Annotated in this window: 16 protein-coding genes and 1 tRNA gene; 8 read left to right on the top strand and 9 right to left on the bottom strand. The window is 57.4% G+C overall.

Translation table 11 applies throughout. The features are described from left to right. Positions 1-42: 42 nt before the first annotated feature. From ACOZ42_RS15295 to ACOZ42_RS15275, 5 genes are all read right to left on the bottom strand, one after another. The gene (locus ACOZ42_RS15295) at positions 43-696 is read right to left on the bottom strand and encodes a formate dehydrogenase subunit gamma (protein WP_003805069.1); all 654 of its coding nucleotides are present in this window, start codon (positions 694-696) and stop codon (positions 43-45) included. Continuing rightward, complete coding sequence (gene fdxH / locus ACOZ42_RS15290) at positions 689-1,606, bottom strand: formate dehydrogenase subunit beta (protein ID WP_003805067.1); 918 nt, start codon at positions 1,604-1,606, stop codon at positions 689-691. Before fdxH ends, ACOZ42_RS15295 begins: the two co-directional genes overlap by 8 nt. 3 nt (positions 1,607-1,609) lie before the next feature. After that, entirely contained in the window at positions 1,610-4,684 is a 3,075-nt protein-coding gene (gene fdnG / locus ACOZ42_RS15285) for a formate dehydrogenase-N subunit alpha (protein ID WP_153008905.1), read from the bottom strand. Between the two features lie 469 nt (positions 4,685-5,153). After that, positions 5,154-6,104 (bottom strand): carbon-nitrogen hydrolase family protein, encoded by a 951-nt coding sequence (locus tag ACOZ42_RS15280; RefSeq protein WP_003805062.1) that lies wholly within the window; start codon positions 6,102-6,104, stop codon positions 5,154-5,156. Between the two features lie 19 nt (positions 6,105-6,123). After that, positions 6,124-7,446 (bottom strand): MFS transporter, encoded by a 1,323-nt coding sequence (locus ACOZ42_RS15275; RefSeq protein WP_059318178.1) that lies wholly within the window; start codon positions 7,444-7,446, stop codon positions 6,124-6,126. Between the two features lie 136 nt (positions 7,447-7,582). Between ACOZ42_RS15275 and ACOZ42_RS15270 the strand changes: the two genes are divergently transcribed. From ACOZ42_RS15270 to ACOZ42_RS15240, 7 genes are all read left to right on the top strand, one after another. Continuing rightward, on the top strand, positions 7,583-8,482 hold the full coding sequence (locus ACOZ42_RS15270; protein ID WP_003805057.1) for a LysR family transcriptional regulator: 900 nt from the start codon (positions 7,583-7,585) through the stop codon (positions 8,480-8,482). A 66-nt stretch (positions 8,483-8,548) separates the two neighbouring features. Beyond that, positions 8,549-9,232, top strand: coding sequence for a response regulator (locus ACOZ42_RS15265; protein WP_003805055.1), 684 nt, complete (start codon positions 8,549-8,551; stop codon positions 9,230-9,232). A gap of 24 nt (positions 9,233-9,256) precedes the next feature. Beyond that, entirely contained in the window at positions 9,257-10,663 is a 1,407-nt protein-coding gene (locus ACOZ42_RS15260; RefSeq protein ID WP_059318180.1) for a sensor histidine kinase, read from the top strand. A 124-nt stretch (positions 10,664-10,787) separates the two neighbouring features. Beyond that, positions 10,788-11,780 (top strand): Bug family tripartite tricarboxylate transporter substrate binding protein, encoded by a 993-nt coding sequence (locus tag ACOZ42_RS15255; protein ID WP_003805049.1) that lies wholly within the window; start codon positions 10,788-10,790, stop codon positions 11,778-11,780. Positions 11,781-11,866: 86 nt separating this feature from the next. After that, a complete protein-coding gene (locus ACOZ42_RS15250; protein WP_059318181.1) occupies positions 11,867-12,310 on the top strand; it encodes a tripartite tricarboxylate transporter TctB family protein in 444 nt (147 codons plus the stop codon). Further along, entirely contained in the window at positions 12,307-13,821 is a 1,515-nt protein-coding gene (locus tag ACOZ42_RS15245) for a tripartite tricarboxylate transporter permease (protein ID WP_003805046.1), read from the top strand. Before ACOZ42_RS15250 ends, ACOZ42_RS15245 begins: the two co-directional genes overlap by 4 nt. Positions 13,822-13,910: 89 nt before the next feature. Continuing rightward, the gene (locus ACOZ42_RS15240; protein WP_426345335.1) at positions 13,911-14,951 is read left to right on the top strand and encodes an AbrB family transcriptional regulator; all 1,041 of its coding nucleotides are present in this window, start codon (positions 13,911-13,913) and stop codon (positions 14,949-14,951) included. Positions 14,952-15,218: 267 nt separating this feature from the next. Here the strand turns inward: ACOZ42_RS15240 and ACOZ42_RS15235 are convergent, their stop codons facing one another. The 3 genes from ACOZ42_RS15235 to ACOZ42_RS15225 form a co-directional block, all read right to left on the bottom strand. After that, positions 15,219-15,746, bottom strand: a complete 528-nt coding sequence (locus ACOZ42_RS15235; protein WP_003805041.1) for a pyridoxamine 5'-phosphate oxidase family protein — start codon at positions 15,744-15,746, stop codon at positions 15,219-15,221. 36 nt (positions 15,747-15,782) lie between these two features. Next, positions 15,783-16,331, bottom strand: coding sequence for a superoxide dismutase family protein (gene sodC, locus ACOZ42_RS15230; RefSeq protein WP_003805039.1), 549 nt, complete (start codon positions 16,329-16,331; stop codon positions 15,783-15,785). 139 nt (positions 16,332-16,470) lie between these two features. Next, entirely contained in the window at positions 16,471-17,226 is a 756-nt protein-coding gene (locus ACOZ42_RS15225) for a class I SAM-dependent methyltransferase (protein ID WP_131071011.1), read from the bottom strand. Positions 17,227-17,433: 207 nt separating this feature from the next. On the opposite strand from ACOZ42_RS15225, the gene ACOZ42_RS15220 reads away from it, so the two are divergent. Further along, the gene (locus ACOZ42_RS15220; protein WP_230406216.1) at positions 17,434-18,090 is read left to right on the top strand and encodes a class I SAM-dependent methyltransferase; all 657 of its coding nucleotides are present in this window, start codon (positions 17,434-17,436) and stop codon (positions 18,088-18,090) included. Between the two features lie 352 nt (positions 18,091-18,442). Here ACOZ42_RS15220 and ACOZ42_RS15215 read toward each other — a convergent pair. Continuing rightward, positions 18,443-18,518: transfer RNA gene (locus ACOZ42_RS15215), tRNA-Phe, on the bottom strand. Positions 18,519-18,787: the final 269 nt, after the last annotated feature.

Here is an 18,787-nt window from a genome sequence, read left to right as displayed (position 1 = left end):
ATGGCGCATGGCAGCCGGGTTACTGATAAAGCAGATTACCGCTTATTTGGCGGAACGGCGTTGACCTTTTTCCATTTCCTCACGGAACCAGGCGCGGTGGTGTTTCCAGGCCCAGGCGCGGGTCACCGTGCCGCGGGTCATGGCCTTGACCGAACCCTTGACCCAGATCCCGGCGTAGATGTGCACGATAATCGCGCAAATCATCAGCAAGGCGCAGGCCGCGTGCAGCACGGAGGCCAGACGGATGGCCCAGATGGGGAAGAAGGCGGAAAAGTATTCGCGCCACATCACCACACCGGTTGCCAGCAGGCCAATCATGAAGATTACCAATGCAAAAAACAGGATTTTTTGCCCGGCGTTGTAGCGCCCAACCTCGGGGATACGCTCGTCCTTGGCGTCCAGTACGTCCTTGAAGTGACGCAGCCAGGCTGCGTCACCCTTGGAGAACATATTGTGCCGCACCATGCGGGCCGCAAACAGGAAAAAGCACACAAACATCACCACGCCAATGAATGGGTGAAGAATGCGTGTCCAGGGCCCGCCGCCTAGCAGATGGCTCAGCCAGAACATGGACGGATGAAACAGCGCCAGACCGGACAAGGCCAGCAGCACAAAGCTGATGGCAATGATCCAGTGATTGATGCGCTGACTGGTGGTGTAGCGCTGAATCAGGTCCTTGCGGTTGTGATCAGTCATGGTGGGCCTCCTGGATCTTGCGTGCTTCCTCGTCGGCGCGGCGCTCGTCTTCCTCGTCAGTCTCGTTAGGGCCGGTTCGGATGTAGTGGAAGAAACCAATCAGGGCGGTCAGTGCCATGGCCGCGACCCCCAGGGGCTTGGCCACGCCCTTCCACAACGAGACCATCGGGCTGATTTGCGGATCTTTGGGCAGATCGCTGTACAGCTCGGGCTTGTCGGCGTGGTGCAGCACGTACATGACGTGGGTGCCGCCCACGCCGGCCGGATCGTACAGGCCGGCATTGTCAAAGCCACGCGATTTCAGGTCTTCGATACGCTCGGCCGCGTGCTGCTGCATGTCTTCTTTGGTTCCGAAGACAATTGCGCCAGTCGGACAGGTCTTGGCACAGGCCGGCTCCTGACCAACAGCGACACGGTCCGAACACAAGGTGCACTTGTAGGCCTTCTTGTCCTTTTCCGAAATGCGAGGCACATCGAAGGGACAGCCGGTTACGCAATAGCCGCAGCCAATGCAGTTTTCCTCGTGGAAATCGACGATGCCGTTGGTGTACTGCACGATGGCGCCCGGCGAGGGGCAGGCCTTCAGACAGCCCGGGTCCTCGCAATGCATGCAGCCATCTTTGCGAATCAGCCATTCCAGATCGCCAGCGGGGTTCTCATACTCCGCAAAACGCATGATGGTCCAGGACTTGTCGGTCAGGTCGGCCGGGTTGTCATACACCCCGACGTTGTGGCCGATTTCGTCACGCGTATCGTTCCATTCCATGCAGGCGACCTGACAGGCCTTACAGCCAATGCACTTACTGGTGTCGATCAGCTTGGCCACCTCTCCGCCCACGGGCTCGCGCACGCTGGGCGATGGGGTGGTGGTTGCGGAGAGCCGTTTGATATCAAGTGATTGCAAGGCCATGGCTTACTCCTTAACCTTTTCAAGTTGAACCAGGAAGGCCTTGGTCTCCGGCGTTTGCGAGTTGCCATCGCCTACTGGCGGGGTCAGCGCATTGATCAGGAAACCGGGTCGGGCCAGACCCACAAAGCCCCAGTGCAGCGGGATTCCCACCTGATGGACGATCTTGCCATCCACGTTCAGGGCCTTGATGCGTTTGGTCACCACCGCCACGGCCTTGATGTAGCCACGGTTGGAGGACACCTTGACGCGGTCGCCCTGCACAATGCCCACTTCCTTGGCCAGTTCCTCGCCAATTTCCACAAACTGTTCGGGCTGCACGATGGCGTTGAGCTTGACGTGCTTGGTCCAGTAGTGGAAGTGCTCGGTCAGGCGGTAGGTGGTACCCACATAGGGGAACTTGTCTACCGTACCCATGGCGGCCAGGTCGTCCTTGAAGATACGGGCTGCCGGGTTGGTGATGGCACGAGGCTCATCAGGACTGAGCGGGTTGTAGCTCAAGGGGCTTTCAAAGGGCTCGTAATGCTCGGGGAATGGGCCTTCCGCCATGCCTTTACGGGCAAAGAAGCGGGCTACCCCTTCTGGGTTCATGATGAACGGTCCCATGCCGTCAGCCGGGTTCTCATCGGCCTTGTAGTCAGGGATATCCGCCCCCACCCAGCGCTTGCCGTCCCAGTGAATCAGCTTGCGGCGCGGGTCAAACGGTTTGCCGTTCAGGTCACAGGAAGCCCGGTTGTAGAGCACCCGGCGGTTCGCTGGCCAGGCCCAGGCCCAGTTCAGCGTCTGGCCGATGCCGGTCGGGTCGCTATTGTCGCGGCGAGCCATCAGGTTGCCTTGCTGCGTCCAGGCGCCGGCATAGATCCAGCAACCGCTCAGCGTGCTGCCGTCGTCGCGCAGTTCGCCAAAACCATCGAGCTGCTCGCCGGCCTTGCGCGTGATCTTGGTCGGGTCCTTGGGATCGACCAGATCGACCAGGGCACGTCCGGAATACTCCTTGGCCAGTTCAGCGGCGGTCGGATCGTCCGGATTGGAGTAGGGCCAGGACAGGTTCAGGATCGGGTCAGGGAAGGCGCCGCCTTCTTTCTCGTACAGCGAGCGGATACGCGTGAACAGCGTACTCATGATTTCAATATCGCTCTTGGCCTCGCCCGGTGGGTTGGCGGCCTTCCAGTGCCATTGCAGCCAACGGCCCGAGTTCACCAGTGCGCCTTCTTCCTCGGCAAAACAGGTGGTGGGCAGTCGGAAGACTTCGGTCTGGATGGAGGCGGTATCGACATCATTGTGCTCGCCGTAGTTACGCCAGAACTCCGACGTTTCCGTGACCAGCGGGTCCATGATGACCATGTATTTGAGCTTGGAGAACGCACGCAGCAGCTTGGCCTTGTAGGGCGCTGCCGCCAGGGGGTTGAAGCCCTGACAGATATAGCCTGTCATCTTGCCTTCGTCCATCAGCTCGAACACCTGCAGCATGTCGTAGAGCTTGTCCAGTTTGGGCAGGTAATCGTAGGCCCAGTTGTTGTCGGCCTGGGCGGCATCACCGAACCAGGCTTTCATCAGGCTGACATGGAACTTCTTGTAGTTGCGCCAGTAGCTGAGCTGATTGGGACGTAGTGGCTGTTGGGCGCGCGCGCCAATATAGCCGTCAAAATCCTTCTCGGCCTGGTTGGGCAAGGTCAGATAGCCGGGCAGCAGGTTGGACATCAAACCCAGGTCCGTCAGGCCCTGAATGTTGGAGTGCCCGCGCAGCGCGTTCATGCCACCGCCGGCAATACCAATATTGCCCAGCAGCAACTGCACCATGGCGCCGGTACGGATGATCTGCGAACCAATACTGTGTTGCGTCCAGCCCAGTGCATACAGAATGGTGCCTGCACGACCGGGCTCTGCGGTCGAGGCCAGCATCTCACAGACTTTCAGGAATTTGTCCTTGGGCGTGCCGCAGACGCGTTCCACCATCTCGGGCGTGTAGCGCTCGTAGTGTTTGCGCAGCAACTGGTAGACCGAGCGGGGGTGCTGCAAGGTGGGATCGGTCTTGACGTAGCCGTCCTCGCCCAGCTCGTAGTCCCAGGAGGACTTGTCGTAGCTGCGTTTTTCTTCGTTGTAGCCCGAATACAGCCCCTGCTCGAAGTCAAAGTCCTCGCGCACGATAAAGGGCATATCGGTGTAGTTGCGCACGTACTCATGCTGGATCTTGTCGTTATCCAACAGGTACTTGATGACGCCACCCAGGAAGGTGATGTCGCTGCCAGTACGTATAGGCGCGTAAAAATCCGCCACGGATGCCGAACGCGTAAAGCGTGGATCCACGACGATCAGTTTTGCATTGTTGTGTGCTTTGGCCTCGGTTACCCATTTGAAACCACAGGGGTGCGCCTCGGCTGCGTTGCCGCCCATAATCAGCACAATATCCGCGTTCTTGATGTCGACCCAATGGTTCGTCATCGCTCCACGGCCAAACGTCGGGGCAAGACCTGCCACCGTCGGGCCGTGTCAGACACGTGCTTGGTTATCGAACGCCAGAACACCCATGCTGCGGATGACTTTATGGGTGACGTAACCCACTTCGTTACTGCTTGCCGAGGCAGCCAGCATGCCCGTGGTCAGCCAGCGGTTCACCACGGTGCCATCGTCGGCAGTGGTCTGGAAGTTGGCGTCGCGGTCTTCCTTCATCAGCTTGGCAATACGCGAGAAAGCGTCTTCCCAGGAGATGCGTTCCCACTTGTCCGAGCCGGGGGCACGGTATTCCGGATATTTGAGTCGGTTGGGGCTCTTGATGAAATCCACCAGGCCAGCGCCTTTGGGACAGAGTGTGCCGCGATTGACGGGGTGATCGGCATCGCCTTCGATGTGAACCACGCTGGGCTCGGCATTCATGGCGCCGTCACCGCGAGAGTACAGCAGTACCCCACAGGCAACAGAACAATAAGGACAGGTATTTCGCGTCTCTGTCATGCGGGTCAGTTTGTACTGCCTGACTTCCGCCATGGCGGGGGTGGGCGCAGCGCCCAGCAAGACCATGCTGGAGCTGGCCAGCGAGGCCCCCGTCACTTTGAAGAACTGACGCCGATTCATGTTAACCATGCGGCTCTCCAATAGGATGTGTTTTCGTGTTTGAAATCTGCAGGGGGTGGCCTTATGAGCGTTGCCCCTGTTTTATAGTTGAACAGTATAAGCGTTGAGCGTATGCCTTACTGTCCAAAGCGCGTACCAAATTGATCAAGGACAATCTTGATTCTATTGAGGTTTTCACGCCGAAGCCGCAAGTGTAGTCGGTGATGCGGGTATTCACCTACTATTTGCATGGGATTTTTTAAATTCGGCCTTGTGTTTGAAGGACTCGGTCTGAACACCGTTAGATAGTCAACGCGCACGAGGAGCAGAAGCGGGGGCTCAGTGACCTCACCGGAGCTTGCGGTCGGCAAAGCGCCGTTAAAGAACCCCTGGCCCAGCGTACAGCGCAGACGATTTGTGTTGTGTCCCGCAGGCCCGACCCCATCACCTGACAGGCGCGATGGGGCCGCTTTCTCTTACGACGCAGGGCGTCGCGGCTTTACTCGTCTGAGTTTTCGGTTTGCAGCCTTACTACCTGTTTGGCACGGGTGTCCACATGCAGGGAGAAGATATCGGGGCGCGAGTAGTGGCCGTAGACATCAAAGTCCAGATTGGCCTGCTTGAGCAAATCCATGTCCAGCTCGGCGTACAGCTCGGTTTCTTCGTCGAATACCGGGCCGGCCAGCACTTGGCCGGTAGGGCTGACGATCATGCTGCCGCCATGCATGACGTAGCTGTCCGGTGCAAATTCGCCGGGCAGAGCAAATTCCTTCTGAAAGGCGTCGGGATAGGCGTTCAGGCGGATGGCCTGGCAGGCGGACAGCACAAACACGCGGCCTTCGACGGCAATGTGGATCATGGACGAGGCCCAGGTGGGGCGATCGTCAGCAGTAGGAGCGCAGTAGATTTCAGTACCCTGGGCGTACATGGTCTGACGCAGGGCCGGCATATAGTTTTCCCAGCAGATCACACTGCCAAGACGGCCCAGTGGCGTGTCGACTGCCCCCATGGTGGAGCCATCGCCAAACCCCCATACCAGACGTTCCTGTCCGGTAGGCATCAGCTTGCGGTGAATGCCCACCACGCCTTTGCCGGGAGCCAGCGTCAAGGCGGTGCAGTACAGGGTGCGACCCATTTTTTCGATTACGCCCATCACGGTGTAGACACCGGTCTGGGTGACCGCCTCGGCCAGGGCTTCCAGTTCAGGGCCGCCCAAGGTGACGGCACCCTCAACGTACCGTTGATACAGGGCGCGGCCTTCGGGACGACGATTGCCGATCACGCTGCCAAAGCTGATGCCTTTGGGGTAGCCCCCCAGAAAGGCCTCGGGAAAGACCGCCAGTGTGGCGCCGTTGGCCGCAACGCGCTGCAAGATAGTGGCGGCTTTGTCGACACTGCTGGCAGAGTCAAAGGGAATGGATGCCGCTTGTATAACAGCAACTTTGCTCATAACTACTCTCCTTTAGGGGTTAGCCCGCGGACAGGTCCACATGTTGAGTTTCGGGCAGGCGGGTATACAGAATCAGCAAGCTCGCCAGGGATACCGCGGCCAGATACCAGGCCGGTACGTTGGGGTTGCCGGTGTACTGGATCAGAGCCGCGGCAATGAAGGGGCCCGGTCCGGCCAACAGAGCCGATGAAACGTTGTGGCCCAAGGCGGCGCCGGTGGAGCGGATTGACGCCGGGAATACTTCCACCAGCAGCACCACGTTCATGACGGCGGAGATGGCTACCAGAAAGGCCAGAATGGTCAGCCCAAGCAGGATCAGGGCCGGTTTGCCAGTGTTCATCAAGAGGAAAATCGGGTAGGCCATGACGGTCAGGCCAGCGGCGGCAAACAAGGCCAGCTTGCGTCGTCCGTAGCGGTCCGAGAAACGGCCAACCAGCGGGTGCAGGATGCAATACACCACCAGGGACGCACTGCACAGCCACAGGGCATTTGTCTTGCTCAGCCCCAAAACGGAGACCAGGTGGTTATTGGCGTAGGTGATGAAGAAATACAGCGATACCAGGAACAGGGCCGAAAATGCGAAGGACAGGACAAAGGCATTGAACTTGTCTTTGGACGAAACCCGCTCCAGGGTGTGGTTGGCCTTCTTTTCCTGCAGCTCGTGATAGACCGGCGTGTCATTGAGCTTGCGACGGATAAAGACGGCAATGAACGTCATCACAATGGATAGCACAAAAGGTACACGCCAGCCCCAGCTGTAGACTTGCTCATCGCTCAGGTTGGCATTGATGGCGGCTGCTGTGGCGGTCCCCACCAGAAAAGCGATACCGGCGGTAAAGGTGACCACGCTGGCGGCACTGGCGCGACGATGGGCGGGGGCACTTTCCACCAGGAAAATACCGGCTGCCGACCATTCTCCGCCCACCATCATGCCTTGCAAAAAACGCAGGATGACCAGCAGGATAGGCGCTGTGATACCCAGGGTGGCGTAACCGGGCAGCAGGCCAATCAAGGTGGTAAAGACGCCCATGCCAAAGACGGTAATCATCAGTACGGTCTTGCGCCCGAAGCGGTCACCAATGGGACCCAGAATCAGTGCACCAAAGGGACGTGAGACAAAGCCCACCGCAAATACGGCCAGGGACGACAACAGGGAAACCCCGGCGGCGTCGGATGGAAAATAGATGCTGCCAATGACGGCTGCAAAGTAGCCGTAAATCGCGAAATCAAACCATTCCATAAAGTTGCCGATACCTACGGCAAGCACTTGTTTTCGGCTCAGACCCGGCTGGCCTGGGGGGGCCGGTTTGGCGTGGGAAGGGGCGGTGGTAGCAGTGCCCATAACAATCTCCTCGAGTGGGGCAGGTATGTACCTGGCCCTTATTGTGGTTGTGGCTGATTTTTAGTCTAATCAAGCCAAATAATTATTCAAACTAATTAGAAAAATGGCTTCGATTAATATCGCTAATATCAGGCGCATGGATTTGAACCTGTTGCTGGTGTTTCAGTGTTTGATGAATGAGCGCAGCGTCACCAAGGCCGCCAATGCCTTGTTTCTGACCCAGGGAGCGGTCAGCGCGTCCTTGCGCAAGTTGCGGGTGGTCTTTAATGACGAGTTGTTCACGCGGGGCTCGCATGGCATGACTCCCACGCATCGTGCCTTGGAGATTGCTCCGCAGATATCCGAAGCCCTGAAAAGCATTTCGACGCTGCTGACCTCCGATCAGGACTTCGACCCCACTCGTTCCAGTCGGGTGTTTCGCATTGCCTTATCGGATGATCTGGAGAATATGCTGGCCAAACGCATGATCCGCACGGCCAACGAGCAAGGCTGGACCATCAGTTTTTCCTTCTATCAGACCAACAGCTATTTGTGGCCGCAAAGCATGCAGGAGCACGGGGCGGATCTGGCCATCTGCTCCAGTCCCAAGTTCCTGAGCACCATGCACAAATCACAGGTCCTGTTTTCGGCTTCTTATATCTGCATTTATGATCGCCATTCGGTGCAGTTCTCCAGTCCCATCAGCAAGCAGGAGTACCTTCATGCTCATCACGGCCGGGTGTCTTTTGACGGGCTGCGTGGTTTTGTAGATGAACTGTTTGATGCCGAGCGCCTGCAGCGCAAGGTCAAGGCCTCATTTACCCACTTTTCGGGGGCGATCAATGCGATTGTCGGCAGCCCTTTGGTGTTGACCATGCCGGACTATGCCGCCCGCTCCTTCGTGGAATGCAATAGCCGTCTGGCTGTCTCGCCAGTGCCACTGCGTGTGCCCTCGTTTGTAGTGTCCATGATCTGGGATATCAACAAGGAGCACGATGAGGAAAGCCGGTGGCTGCGTCGTTTTGTGCTGGAGTTGACCGAGCCGGCGGATCATTGAAACGCGGGCCGTGCCCTTTGGCGGCTTATTATTGTTGCTGTCCTGTTTTGTTTTTTACTTTCCGCCATGCGTATTTTACTGATCGAAGACGAGCCTGATTTGGCCTTGTGGCTGACGCGCAGCTTGCAAAAGAAAGGATTTACGGTTGAATGGTCCAACGACGGAATGGTGGCCTATCACCGCTTGCGGATCGAGGAATTTGATGCCCTGGTACTGGACCTGGGGTTGCCAGGCATGGATGGTCGTGCTTTGCTGGCGCGCCTGCGCTCCGAGGACAACCGCACGCCCGTCCTGATTTTGACCGCGCGCGACTCGCTTCAGGAACGCGTGGGGGCGCTCGAGTGTGGGGCAGATGATTTTTTGCCCAAGCCTTTCCGGATTGAAGAACTGGTGGCACGCGTCAATGCGCTCATACGCCGCAGCCGCGGCAAGGAAAAGCCCCGTATGGCCTGTGCGAGCCTGGCCTACGACCTGTCCACACAGCGCTTCACGCTGGATGGCGCTCTTTTGTCCGTGTCGCCGCGTGAGGCGGAGGTGTTGCGCATTCTGGTGCAGCGCAGCGGAGAGCCAGTCAATAAGCAGTTCATTTTGGACCGGCTCAACGACAAGGATGAGGATGAAATCAATATCGAGGCTATCGAAGTGTTGGTGCACCGTCTGCGCAAGAAACTGCAGGACTCGGATGTGCATATCGTGACCTTGCGCGGGGTCGGTTATTGCCTGGAGCCTGTCACGGATGAGGAGCCCTAACGTGGCTTTCTGTCGGGAGCGACCATGGCCCTGAGCAGCTTGCGTCGTACTTTGCTGTGCATGTTGATCCCCGTGGCATTGCTGACATCGGGCGTGTCCTTGTTCGTGTCCAGCATGATGCTCAAGGATCAGGTGAACGCGGCCTTTGATCGGGCTCTGGCCGGGGCGCTCAAGTCCATGGCGGCCAATGTGACCACCATCAGTGGCGGCTTGGCGATGGAGCAGTCCTACTACATGATGGAGTACATGGAGTACACCATCAGCAGCCAGGTGTATTTTCGGATCGCCACCGAAGATGGGCTGTCGGAGATTGGGTTTACGGGCATGCCGTTGCCCGCCAAGCGATTACAGAGTAATCAGCCGGTTTTTTATGATGCCCAGTATTTGGGCGAACCCTTGCGAATCGCGGCGGTCGCACTGGAGTCGGACGGGCGACTGCAGACCTATCAGCACAGTCGGGTTTTGATACAGGCCGGTGAGAATCTCAGTGAGCGCGATGCCTTCATTCGCAAGGTGATTTTTCAGAATCTGATTCAGGATCTGGCCGTGTTGAGCCTGTTTATTGTGCTCATTCTGGTCGGCACCTTGCTGGCCTTGCGTCCTTTGCGCAAGCTCAGCGCCGAGGTCAGGAACCGCTCTCCCGACAATCTGGAGCCGATCAGTGACGTCAGTCTGCCGCGCGAGGTACGGCCCTTGGTGCAGACCATCAACCTGCATATGGAGCGTTATGCCCGCAAGTCGCGAGAGCAGCAGCAGTTTCTGGATGATGCCTCTCATCAGTTGAAAACGCCTTTGGCGGTCTTGTTGACCCAGGTGGATTTTGCCTTGTCGCTGGCCAAGACCGAAGAGATGAAAGAGGTGCTCGATGCCATCCAGCAGCGTTTGAACAATACGGCGCAGATGACGCATCAGATGGTGGCCTTATCACGAGTGCGGGATGCGGCGGATCAACTACGGGTTCGGGCTGCATTGGGAACCGTGGATCTGTGTCAGCAGGCGGCACAGGTGGTCGATGAGTTATGGAGTCTGGCGCGGTCGCGCCGTCAGGACCTGGGGCTGGAAGCGCCGTCCCGACCGGTGCGGGTAGCAGGCGAGGCGTGGCTGGTGCAGCAGGCCCTCAGCAATATGGTCAGCAACGCGATCAAGTATTGTCCAAAAGGTGCTCGCATCACCGTGTCGGTACAGCAAGAGGGAAACGTGTGCCGTATACAGGTCGAGGATGATGGGCCGGGCATGAGTGCCGATGATATGGCCAAGGCGGGGCATCGCTTTCGTCGTGGCGAGGCGGGCAAGGCTTTGCAAGGGTCGGGGTTGGGGCTGGCCATCGTGCAGGCGATTGCCCAGATTCACGATGCCCGGATGAGCCTTCAGCCAGGGCCGGGCCAGCGTGGTCTGATCGTGCGCCTGGAGTTCAATGCCCTGGACTCTTGAACCTCTGATTCAGGGTATACCCTTGAAAATATCGTTTTTTGGCAGAACTGAAAGGTAGGCGAAAGCTTCGCTCCGGTAAGGTCGCAACCATTACAACGACGACGATCCTCTTGGAGGCGATTCAATGACTATCCACATGAAACTACGGGTGCTGCTGGCAGGCAGCCTTTTGGGCCTGAGCAGCTTGAGCGGTGTGAGCGCCCAGCAACCACCTAAACCCGAGTGCATCGCGCCTGCTCAGCCGGGCGGCGGGTTTGATTTGACCTGTCGTGTAGCTGTGAATGGTTTTCTGGAAACCAAGCTGCTGGACAACCCCATGCGTACCGTTTACATGCCTGGTGGCGTAGGGGCGGTGGCCTATAACCACATCGTTGCGCAGCGCCCGGGTGACGGCAATGCAATCGCGGCGTTTTCGGGAGGCTCCTTGCTGAATCTGGCGCAGGGCAAATTTGGCAAGTATTCCGTAGACGATGTGCGCTGGCTGGCATCGATTGGCAGTGATTACGGGGTGGCCATTGTGCGTGACGACTCGCCCTACCAGGATCTGAAGGCGCTGATGGAGGCGTTCAAGGCCGACCCCAGCAAGATTGTGCTGGGTGCAGGTGGCTCGGTCGGTGGGCAGGACTGGATGAAAGCCGCGCTGACGGCGCGAGCAGCCAATGTGGATTTCCGCAAAATGCGCTTTGTCGCTTTTGAGGGCGGCGGTGAGGCCATGACAGCGTTGCGTGGCGGCCATATTCAGGCTTACATGGGCGATGCGGCCGAGGCTCACACCATGCTGGAGGGCGGCGCGCCCATCCGGGTCCTGGCGGTGTTCAATGACAAGCGGCTTGACGGCGCGATGGCCAGCATCCCTACCGCCAAAGAGCAGGGCTTTGATATCGAATGGCCGATTATCCGTGGCTTTTACGTCGGCCCCAAGGTTTCTGACGAGCAATATCAATGGTGGGTTCAAGCTTTTGACAAGCTCATGAAAACCCCGGAGTTTGCGCGTCTGCAGACTCAACAAGGCCTGTTTCCGTTCAATATGAGTGGCCAGGAACTGGATACCTACGTCAAGCAACAGGTGGTTCAGTACCGCGAATTGGCGGACTCGTTTGGTTTGATCAAGAAGTAAGTCTTTACGGCGCTCCCGGCCGCTGCGCGTCGGGAGCCCACTGTCTGCCCCGCCGCTTCCGGCGGGAAAATCCGGAGAATTCCATCATGACGCTAAATGATCGCGTGCTTGGCGTGGGCGCGCTGGTGTTTGCCGCCCTCATCACCGCTTTTGGCTATGACCTAGAGCCCCCCTTTTCGTACGAACCCGTTGGGCCCAAGGCCTTTCCGTTGTTGCTGGCCCTGATCATCGCCCTGTGCGGATTGCGCCTGATTCTCAAGGGCGGTGGGCAAGTTGCCGCCAATCCGCCCGGCGCGAACGGGCGCATTTTGATGATGGTGGCCTATCTGGCTGCCTATGCCTGGCTGTTTCAGTGGTTGGGCTTTATTGTCGCCACCACGATGATGGCCACCTTGGTGGGGCGTTTGTTTGGCGGCTCCTGGAAGCAGGCCCTGATCGGGGGGCTGGCGATGGGAGTGGGGCTGTTCGTCTTGTTTGACCTGGGCCTGGACGTGGTCCTGCCACATGGCATTCTGGGAGCGTGGTTATGAGCTCGATATTGGAATATTTGAGTGTCGGTTTTGGCGTCGCCTTTTCCGCGCAGAATCTGCTGGTGGCGGCGATCGGCGCCTTTATCGGTACCATTGTCGGCGTCTTGCCAGGCCTGGGGCCTATCAATGGCGTGGCCATGTTGGTGCCCATTGCTTTTGCGATGAAATTGCCGCCCGAATCGGCCCTGATTCTGCTGGCGGCCGTCTATGTGGGGGCCGAGTATGGTGGGCGGATTACCTCTATTCTGATCAACGTGCCCGGTGAGGCGGCTGCGGTCATGACCACCCTGGATGGTTATCCTTTGGCTCGCAAAGGGATGGCCAGTGTGGCCTTGTCCTTGTCGGCATTTGCCTCCTTTATTGGCTCCACAATTGCTATTTGCGGCATCGTGCTGCTGGCCCCGATGCTGGCTGGCTGGGCCGTGGCCTTTGGCCCCGCCGAGTACTTTGTGCTGATGGTGTTCGCTTTTTGCGCCCTGACCAGTCTGTTGGGTGATGAGCCGGTCAAGGGTATTCTGGCGGCCATGCTGGGGCTGTTTATTTCCACGGTGGGCGTGGATGCCAACTCAGGGGTGTATCGCTACAGTTTCGATATCCCGAATCTGGCCGATGGCATAGATTTTGTGGTTGTCGTGATCGGTTTGTTTGCGGTGGCCGAGATGCTGCAGATGCTGGAAAACCTGCTGGGTGGCGTGTCGATTGAAGTGCCTAAAAGCAAGCGCAAGCTCTTTAATCTGAAAGAGCTGGGCCTGACCTGGTGGAGCACGGTGCGCGGTGGCCTGATGGGATTTTTCATTGGCATTTTGCCCGGAGCCGGGGCAAGCGTGGCCTCTGCGGTGGCTTACGCCAATGAGAAGAAATATATCGAAGGCAGGGACCCTAACGCCATGTTTGGTCAGGGTGATATGCGAGGTCTGGCTGCGCCGGAAGCGGCCAACAACAGTGCTGCCACAGGTTCTTTTATTCCCATGCTGACTTTGGGAGTGCCCGGCTCGGGGACGACGGCGGTCATGATGGGGGCCTTGACCTTGTATAACATCACGCCCGGGCCGGTACTGTTTGAGTCGCAGCCACAGATAGTCTGGGGCCTGATCGCTTCCTTGATGGTCGCCAACGTCATGCTGTTTCTGATGAACGTGCCCATGGTTCGGGTCTTTGCGTCCATGCTGGCCATTCCACCGCGCTTGCTGGTGCCTGGCATTTTGGCCATCAGTTATATCGGCGTGTATGCCATCAATGGCACGACTTTTGATCTACTGCTGGTGGTTGGCATTGGGGTGCTGGGTTATTTCCTGCGCAAAATGAATGTGCCTATGGCGCCGATGGTGCTGGGTGTGGTCTTGGGCAATATGATGGAACAGAATTTGCGTCGGGCCTTGTCCATCACCGACGGCCAGCTTGGCATTCTGTTCGAGAGCCCGGTATCGATCGCCTTGTGGATCGCAGCACTTTTGGTTAGTGTGGGTCCGATCCTGCTGCGTCGCATCGCTGCACGCAGAGCAGGGGCATAAGAAAACACCATGAGGAAGTCCCCACCCCTGCGGTGGGGCGTTTATGAGGAGAAAGTGCCAGGCTGCGGCCTGGCCTTGTTGTTTCGGTTATGGCGATCTGGATACGAATTGTCCTGGGCTTTGGGGTGGCGTTGGTCGGTGCGATGGGGGCGACATATCTGAGCATGCCCTTGCCCTGGATGTTGGGTGCCTTGATTCTGACCGCGGCCACCAAGATGGCGGGCAGCCCGGCAGCGTGTCTGCCATTGGCGCGCAATGCCGGACAGTGGGTGATCGGGGCCTCGTTGGGCTTGTATTTCACACCATCCATGGTGCAGCTGATTGGCAGCAATGCCCTGTTTATTGTGATGGGCATGGTATTTGCCTTGCTTTTGTGCTGCATAGGGACCTTCATGCTGACCCGTTTTGCGGGTACGGATTTGCGCACCGCCTGGTTTGCCAGCGCGGTAGGCGGAGCCAGTGAGATGACCGGGCTGGCCGAGCGTTATGGTGCACGCCCAGATCTGGTCGCTTCGGCGCATGGGTTGCGGGTGTTGATGGTGGTGCTCATCATCCCCTTTGCGTTCGAAGCCCTGGGGTTTTCGGGTGAGCAGGCCGGAGCCGTGCTGCGACCGGATTTTTTGAATCTGCCCGGACTGGCTCTGTTAGTGGTGTTAAGCAGTGCGGCAGGCTTGATCTTTCAGATCCTGCGTCTTCCCAATCCCTGGGTGCTGGGCCCCCTGCTGGTGGTGGCCGTTCTGACCTATCAGGACATTGTTCTGTCGGGCTTGCCGGTGCAGATTTCCAATCTGGGGCAACTGTGCATTGGCTGGGCCTTGGGCGATAAGTTCGGCCCCGACTTTTTCCGACGTGCTCCTCGCTACCTGGGGGTAGCGGCTGTCAGCAACCTCATTAATCTGGCGTTGGCATTCGGTTTTGCTTACGGCTTGTATCGTTTGTCTGACATTGCCTATCCCACGCTGGTGCTGGGTGTCAGCCCGGGGGGCATAGCCGAGATGGCGATTACGGCCAAAGTGCTTCAGCTGGGGGCGCCGATGGTAACGTCCTTTCAGGTGGCGCGGATGGTGTGCGTACTGGTACTGACCGGGCCTTTATATACTCGTCTTGCCCGTTGGCTCAAACAGGCCTGATAGTGGGCAAATCGACACTACTGCCAACGAGTCCATGTAAACCAATGTGCGACCCTGTGCATCTGCTCAGCAGCCCAACAGGCTGCGGCCCAGCCACTCCTGCAAGCAGCTCGCTCCCCTTTGATCCACCCAATCAGCCTTTTGGCTGGTACTTCATCCCCTCAAACAGTCAAGGAACCAGCGTCCTTAAGACGTCTGTCAAATAAAGCCCGGTGCATGACCGGGCTTTGTGCTTTGGCCTTAAGGCTGGCCGGGTGGGACGTCTCTTTAGCGGTGGGGGGTGACTTTACCGTGTTCACCCATCTCGGTTAAGCGCTCACCCATCAGGGTGGCTTTGAGCATTTTGCCAGCCTGGGCCAGCTTGCCCTCCCGCACGCTCCAGTACTCTGCGCTGTCAATGTGTACGCAGATCAGGGCCAGGTCTGGGTCGGTAATTCCTTCTTTGAACCAGGCTTCCGTCATGGTGTTCCAGAAACGTTCTTTCTGGTTCATGGAGTCAACCAGACGAGCCATACCGGACACCGATACATAGGTATCACTTTTGGGATCGGCATAGCTCACATTCACATGTGGGTTGGCCAGAAGGTTGGCCACTGGATCGCTGCTGCGCGACATGAAGAACCAGAGCTTGTCATGCTCGTAGTCTTCTTGATTCGACCCCATTTTTGCCTTTTGGGTTGTCATGGGCCAGGCGTGCAACTGGCCGTTTTCAGCATGTGTGACGAACATCGCAAAGCGAATGTCCTTGATCATCTCTTGCAGTTGTTCAAAGGAAGACTCAATCGTGGTGTTCATGGTATCTCCTTGAAAAAGTGACAGGGATGAAGGCCGTTACTTGATCACTCCGCAAGCAAAGCGTCCGGCGCCACCACCGAGGGGAGCAGGATGGTCGGAGTGGTTGTCACCGCCTTCGTGGATCATCAGCGATCGACCTTTGATCTGATCCAGAGACTTCAGGCGCGGTGCCAGAACCGGTGTGCTGGCGGTGCCGTCTGCCTGCACATACAGGGCGGGCAGGTCACCCAGGTGGCCATTGCCCCAAGGGAAACCATGCTTGCCGGTCTTGTCCGGGTCCAGATGGCCGCCAGCCGCCCCAGCAGGCGTGACTTTGCCATCTTTGTTGCTCGGAGCGCAGCTGGGGTTCTCATGCACGTGGAAACCGTGCACGCCCGGCTTAAGATTCTTTAACTCTGGCGTAAAAACCAGCCCATGTTCGGTCTGTCGTACGCTTACCTGACCAATCTGCTCGCCAGCACCACTCTCGGTCGCCAGATTCATGGGAATGATGACATCGGCAAGTGAGGGGGCAGATAAAGCAAGGGTAGCGCTCACGGTGGCCAGAGCCATTGCGCATCGGGATTTAAGAGAAGAAAAACGCATAAGGCTGACTCCTTTGCTGGGTAAACAGGGGTTAGATCAGCCTAGCATTGCAGAGACAATTGGGCGTTAAGAGACGTTTCCTTTTGTCAACAAGATGTGAGCGCTGCCAGGACGTGGCCAGGGTAGGGAGGCGGGTAGGTCAGCCTTCTTCTTCGACCGATAGCAGTTCCTGATGGCCAAAGTACAGCGTAGAGATGATGATAGGCGAGGCGCCGTCTGCCTGGACGCTCAGATTCAGGCAATCACCGCACAGATGAAGGTCGATCAATCGGGCTGGCTTGCCATTCATCCAGATTTTTCCGCTGACATCTTGATAGCGCTGTTTGAGCTTCAGACGGTAATCGGTTCCGTCCAACCCCTCCCATTCCCATTCTCCGCTCACCTGTGCGGGCACAATCCATTTGTAGATTTTGATGCCGCCGACATGCAAGGTTTCGTCTGCTTTCCAGTCCCCCATGTCAAAAGCATGAGAGACAATGCGGGCGCCTGGGCGTAGTTCTTGCAACAGGCGCGGGCGCAGGATGGCATTGATGGTGTCCATCAGGTAAAGCGTCACGATGGTGGCCTGGCTGAAGTCAACGGTAAACAGGTCCTCTTCAATAAAATCCACCAGGTATTCCACGCCTGCATGACCGGCTTGCTCCATCGCGTCTGCAATCCGCAAAGGGTCCAGCTCCACGCCGACGCCAGAACAGCGGTATTTTTTGGCAGCGGCAATGACAATGCGCCCATCCCCGCATCCCAGGTCATACAGCAGGTCTTTGTGTCCTGCCTGGGCCAGTTGCAACATGGTGTCGATGACCCGATCGTCGCTGGGAACGAAGGGCACGTCCAAAAAGATGTCGGGCTCTACAATTGATTGGTCGTTGAGGTCTTTAATCAAGTCTTTGAACAAGAGTGATCCTTGGTGGCGGCGTGATGCAAAATTGTGTGTAAATTCGGTTATTTATAGTTTAAGCCACGGTAAATTCTGGCAAAATTCGCTTTTTTGTCGGATATGGACGATCATCGGTCTATGTCAGACTTATATGGCTCTACCTCATCTTCATCCGCTACCTTAAAAACCCGTCTCCAGCATATACGAATCTCGGCCGCAGAATCCTTGCGTATTCGTTCCTTGGCTGATCATATGCAGTATGCCGACCCGCAGGGCCATGCCCAGGCCCTGGGTATAGGGCCTGCGGTCTGGCCCTTGTTCGGCCTCGTCTGGCCTTCCAGCATCCAGTTGGCACGCAAGCTCAAGAACCGACCCATCCGGGCAGGGGAAACGATATTGGAGTTGGGCTGTGGCCTGGGCTTGACCAGCTTGCTCATGCACAAACGGGGGGCGCACATTCACGCCAGCGATTGTCACCCCATGGTGCCGCATTTTCTGAAGCTGAATCAGGCTCTTAATGGTTTGTCCGACCTGCCGTATGTCCATGCGCAGTGGGGGGAGCAAACCTGCCCTGATTTGCTGGCCTCCCTGGGCCTGACTCCCGCCAGGCAGCGTTACGACCTGATTGTGGGCAGTGATCTGCTGTATGAAGGCAATACGCCCGCTCAATTGGCCACGTTGGTCAATCAGCATGCAAAATCACAGGCCGAAGTCTGGGTGGTAGACCCGGATCGGGGGCATCGCAATAAATTTACCCAGGAAATGCAGCGCCACGGTTTTGAGCTGGTGCGGCAAGTGTGTTTGCGGGATCGGCCTATCGTGATGCCCGAGGGTAAGGAAGTATCGTATAAGGGCCGTTGTTTGCAGTATCAGCGCGGCTAAGTACGAATTGGCATCGGGCGGCGCAAAAAAACGAGCCCGAGTCGGGCCAGCCTCAGCACGTTGCGCACGGACGTCTCTGGTTTTTTAGACGTCTTGCCGGCTGCGGGTACCAGACTGAGCCAAAGAGATGGAAATTCGTCGGCTGAGGCGATAGGAGCAGAACGGGCCTCCTACCGTTGATCGGATATCCAGCGCAGGCAATGCAACCGTTACCCCAGCAGCAACTGTAAGAGTGGGCGGTATCGGGCCAAGAAATGAGGAGCAAGCCGCGCAGACAGGGCATTTAGCCAGGCGCAACTGGAATGGAAAAACAAAAAGCCCAGTCGTTTGACTGGGCTTTTGCTTGAATTCTTGGTGGCCTGGGGCGGAATCGAACCACCGACACAAGGATTTTCAATCCTCTGCTCTACCGACTGAGCTACCAGGCCAACGTGTACTGCTCGGTAAAAATAGAACTATACCACGTTTTTTTATTTGTGCGCATAGTACAACAAAAATTTTATGCATCTTTTGAACTTCAAATGTGCCGTACCCCTAGGGGAGGGCCCTTTTCAAGCAAAAGCAGGCTGCATAAAGGAGTGCAATTGTAATCACAAAACGGCAATTCAAGTAACATTTTTGGCAAAAATCCGGCTTGCGGCGTAAAATCACTTATCTTTCATGCGTTTTGCGTCTGCGAAACTGCTTGTCTCGGTCT

The sequence above is a fragment of the Alcaligenes sp. HNGD-HTN06 genome, from assembly GCF_049932565.1.
In the GTDB taxonomy this organism is placed as follows: Bacteria; Pseudomonadota; Gammaproteobacteria; order Burkholderiales; family Burkholderiaceae_B; genus Alcaligenes; species Alcaligenes ammonioxydans.
The sequence above is the reverse complement of the archived record's forward strand: the minus strand, read 5'-3'. Positions and strand labels throughout refer to the sequence as shown.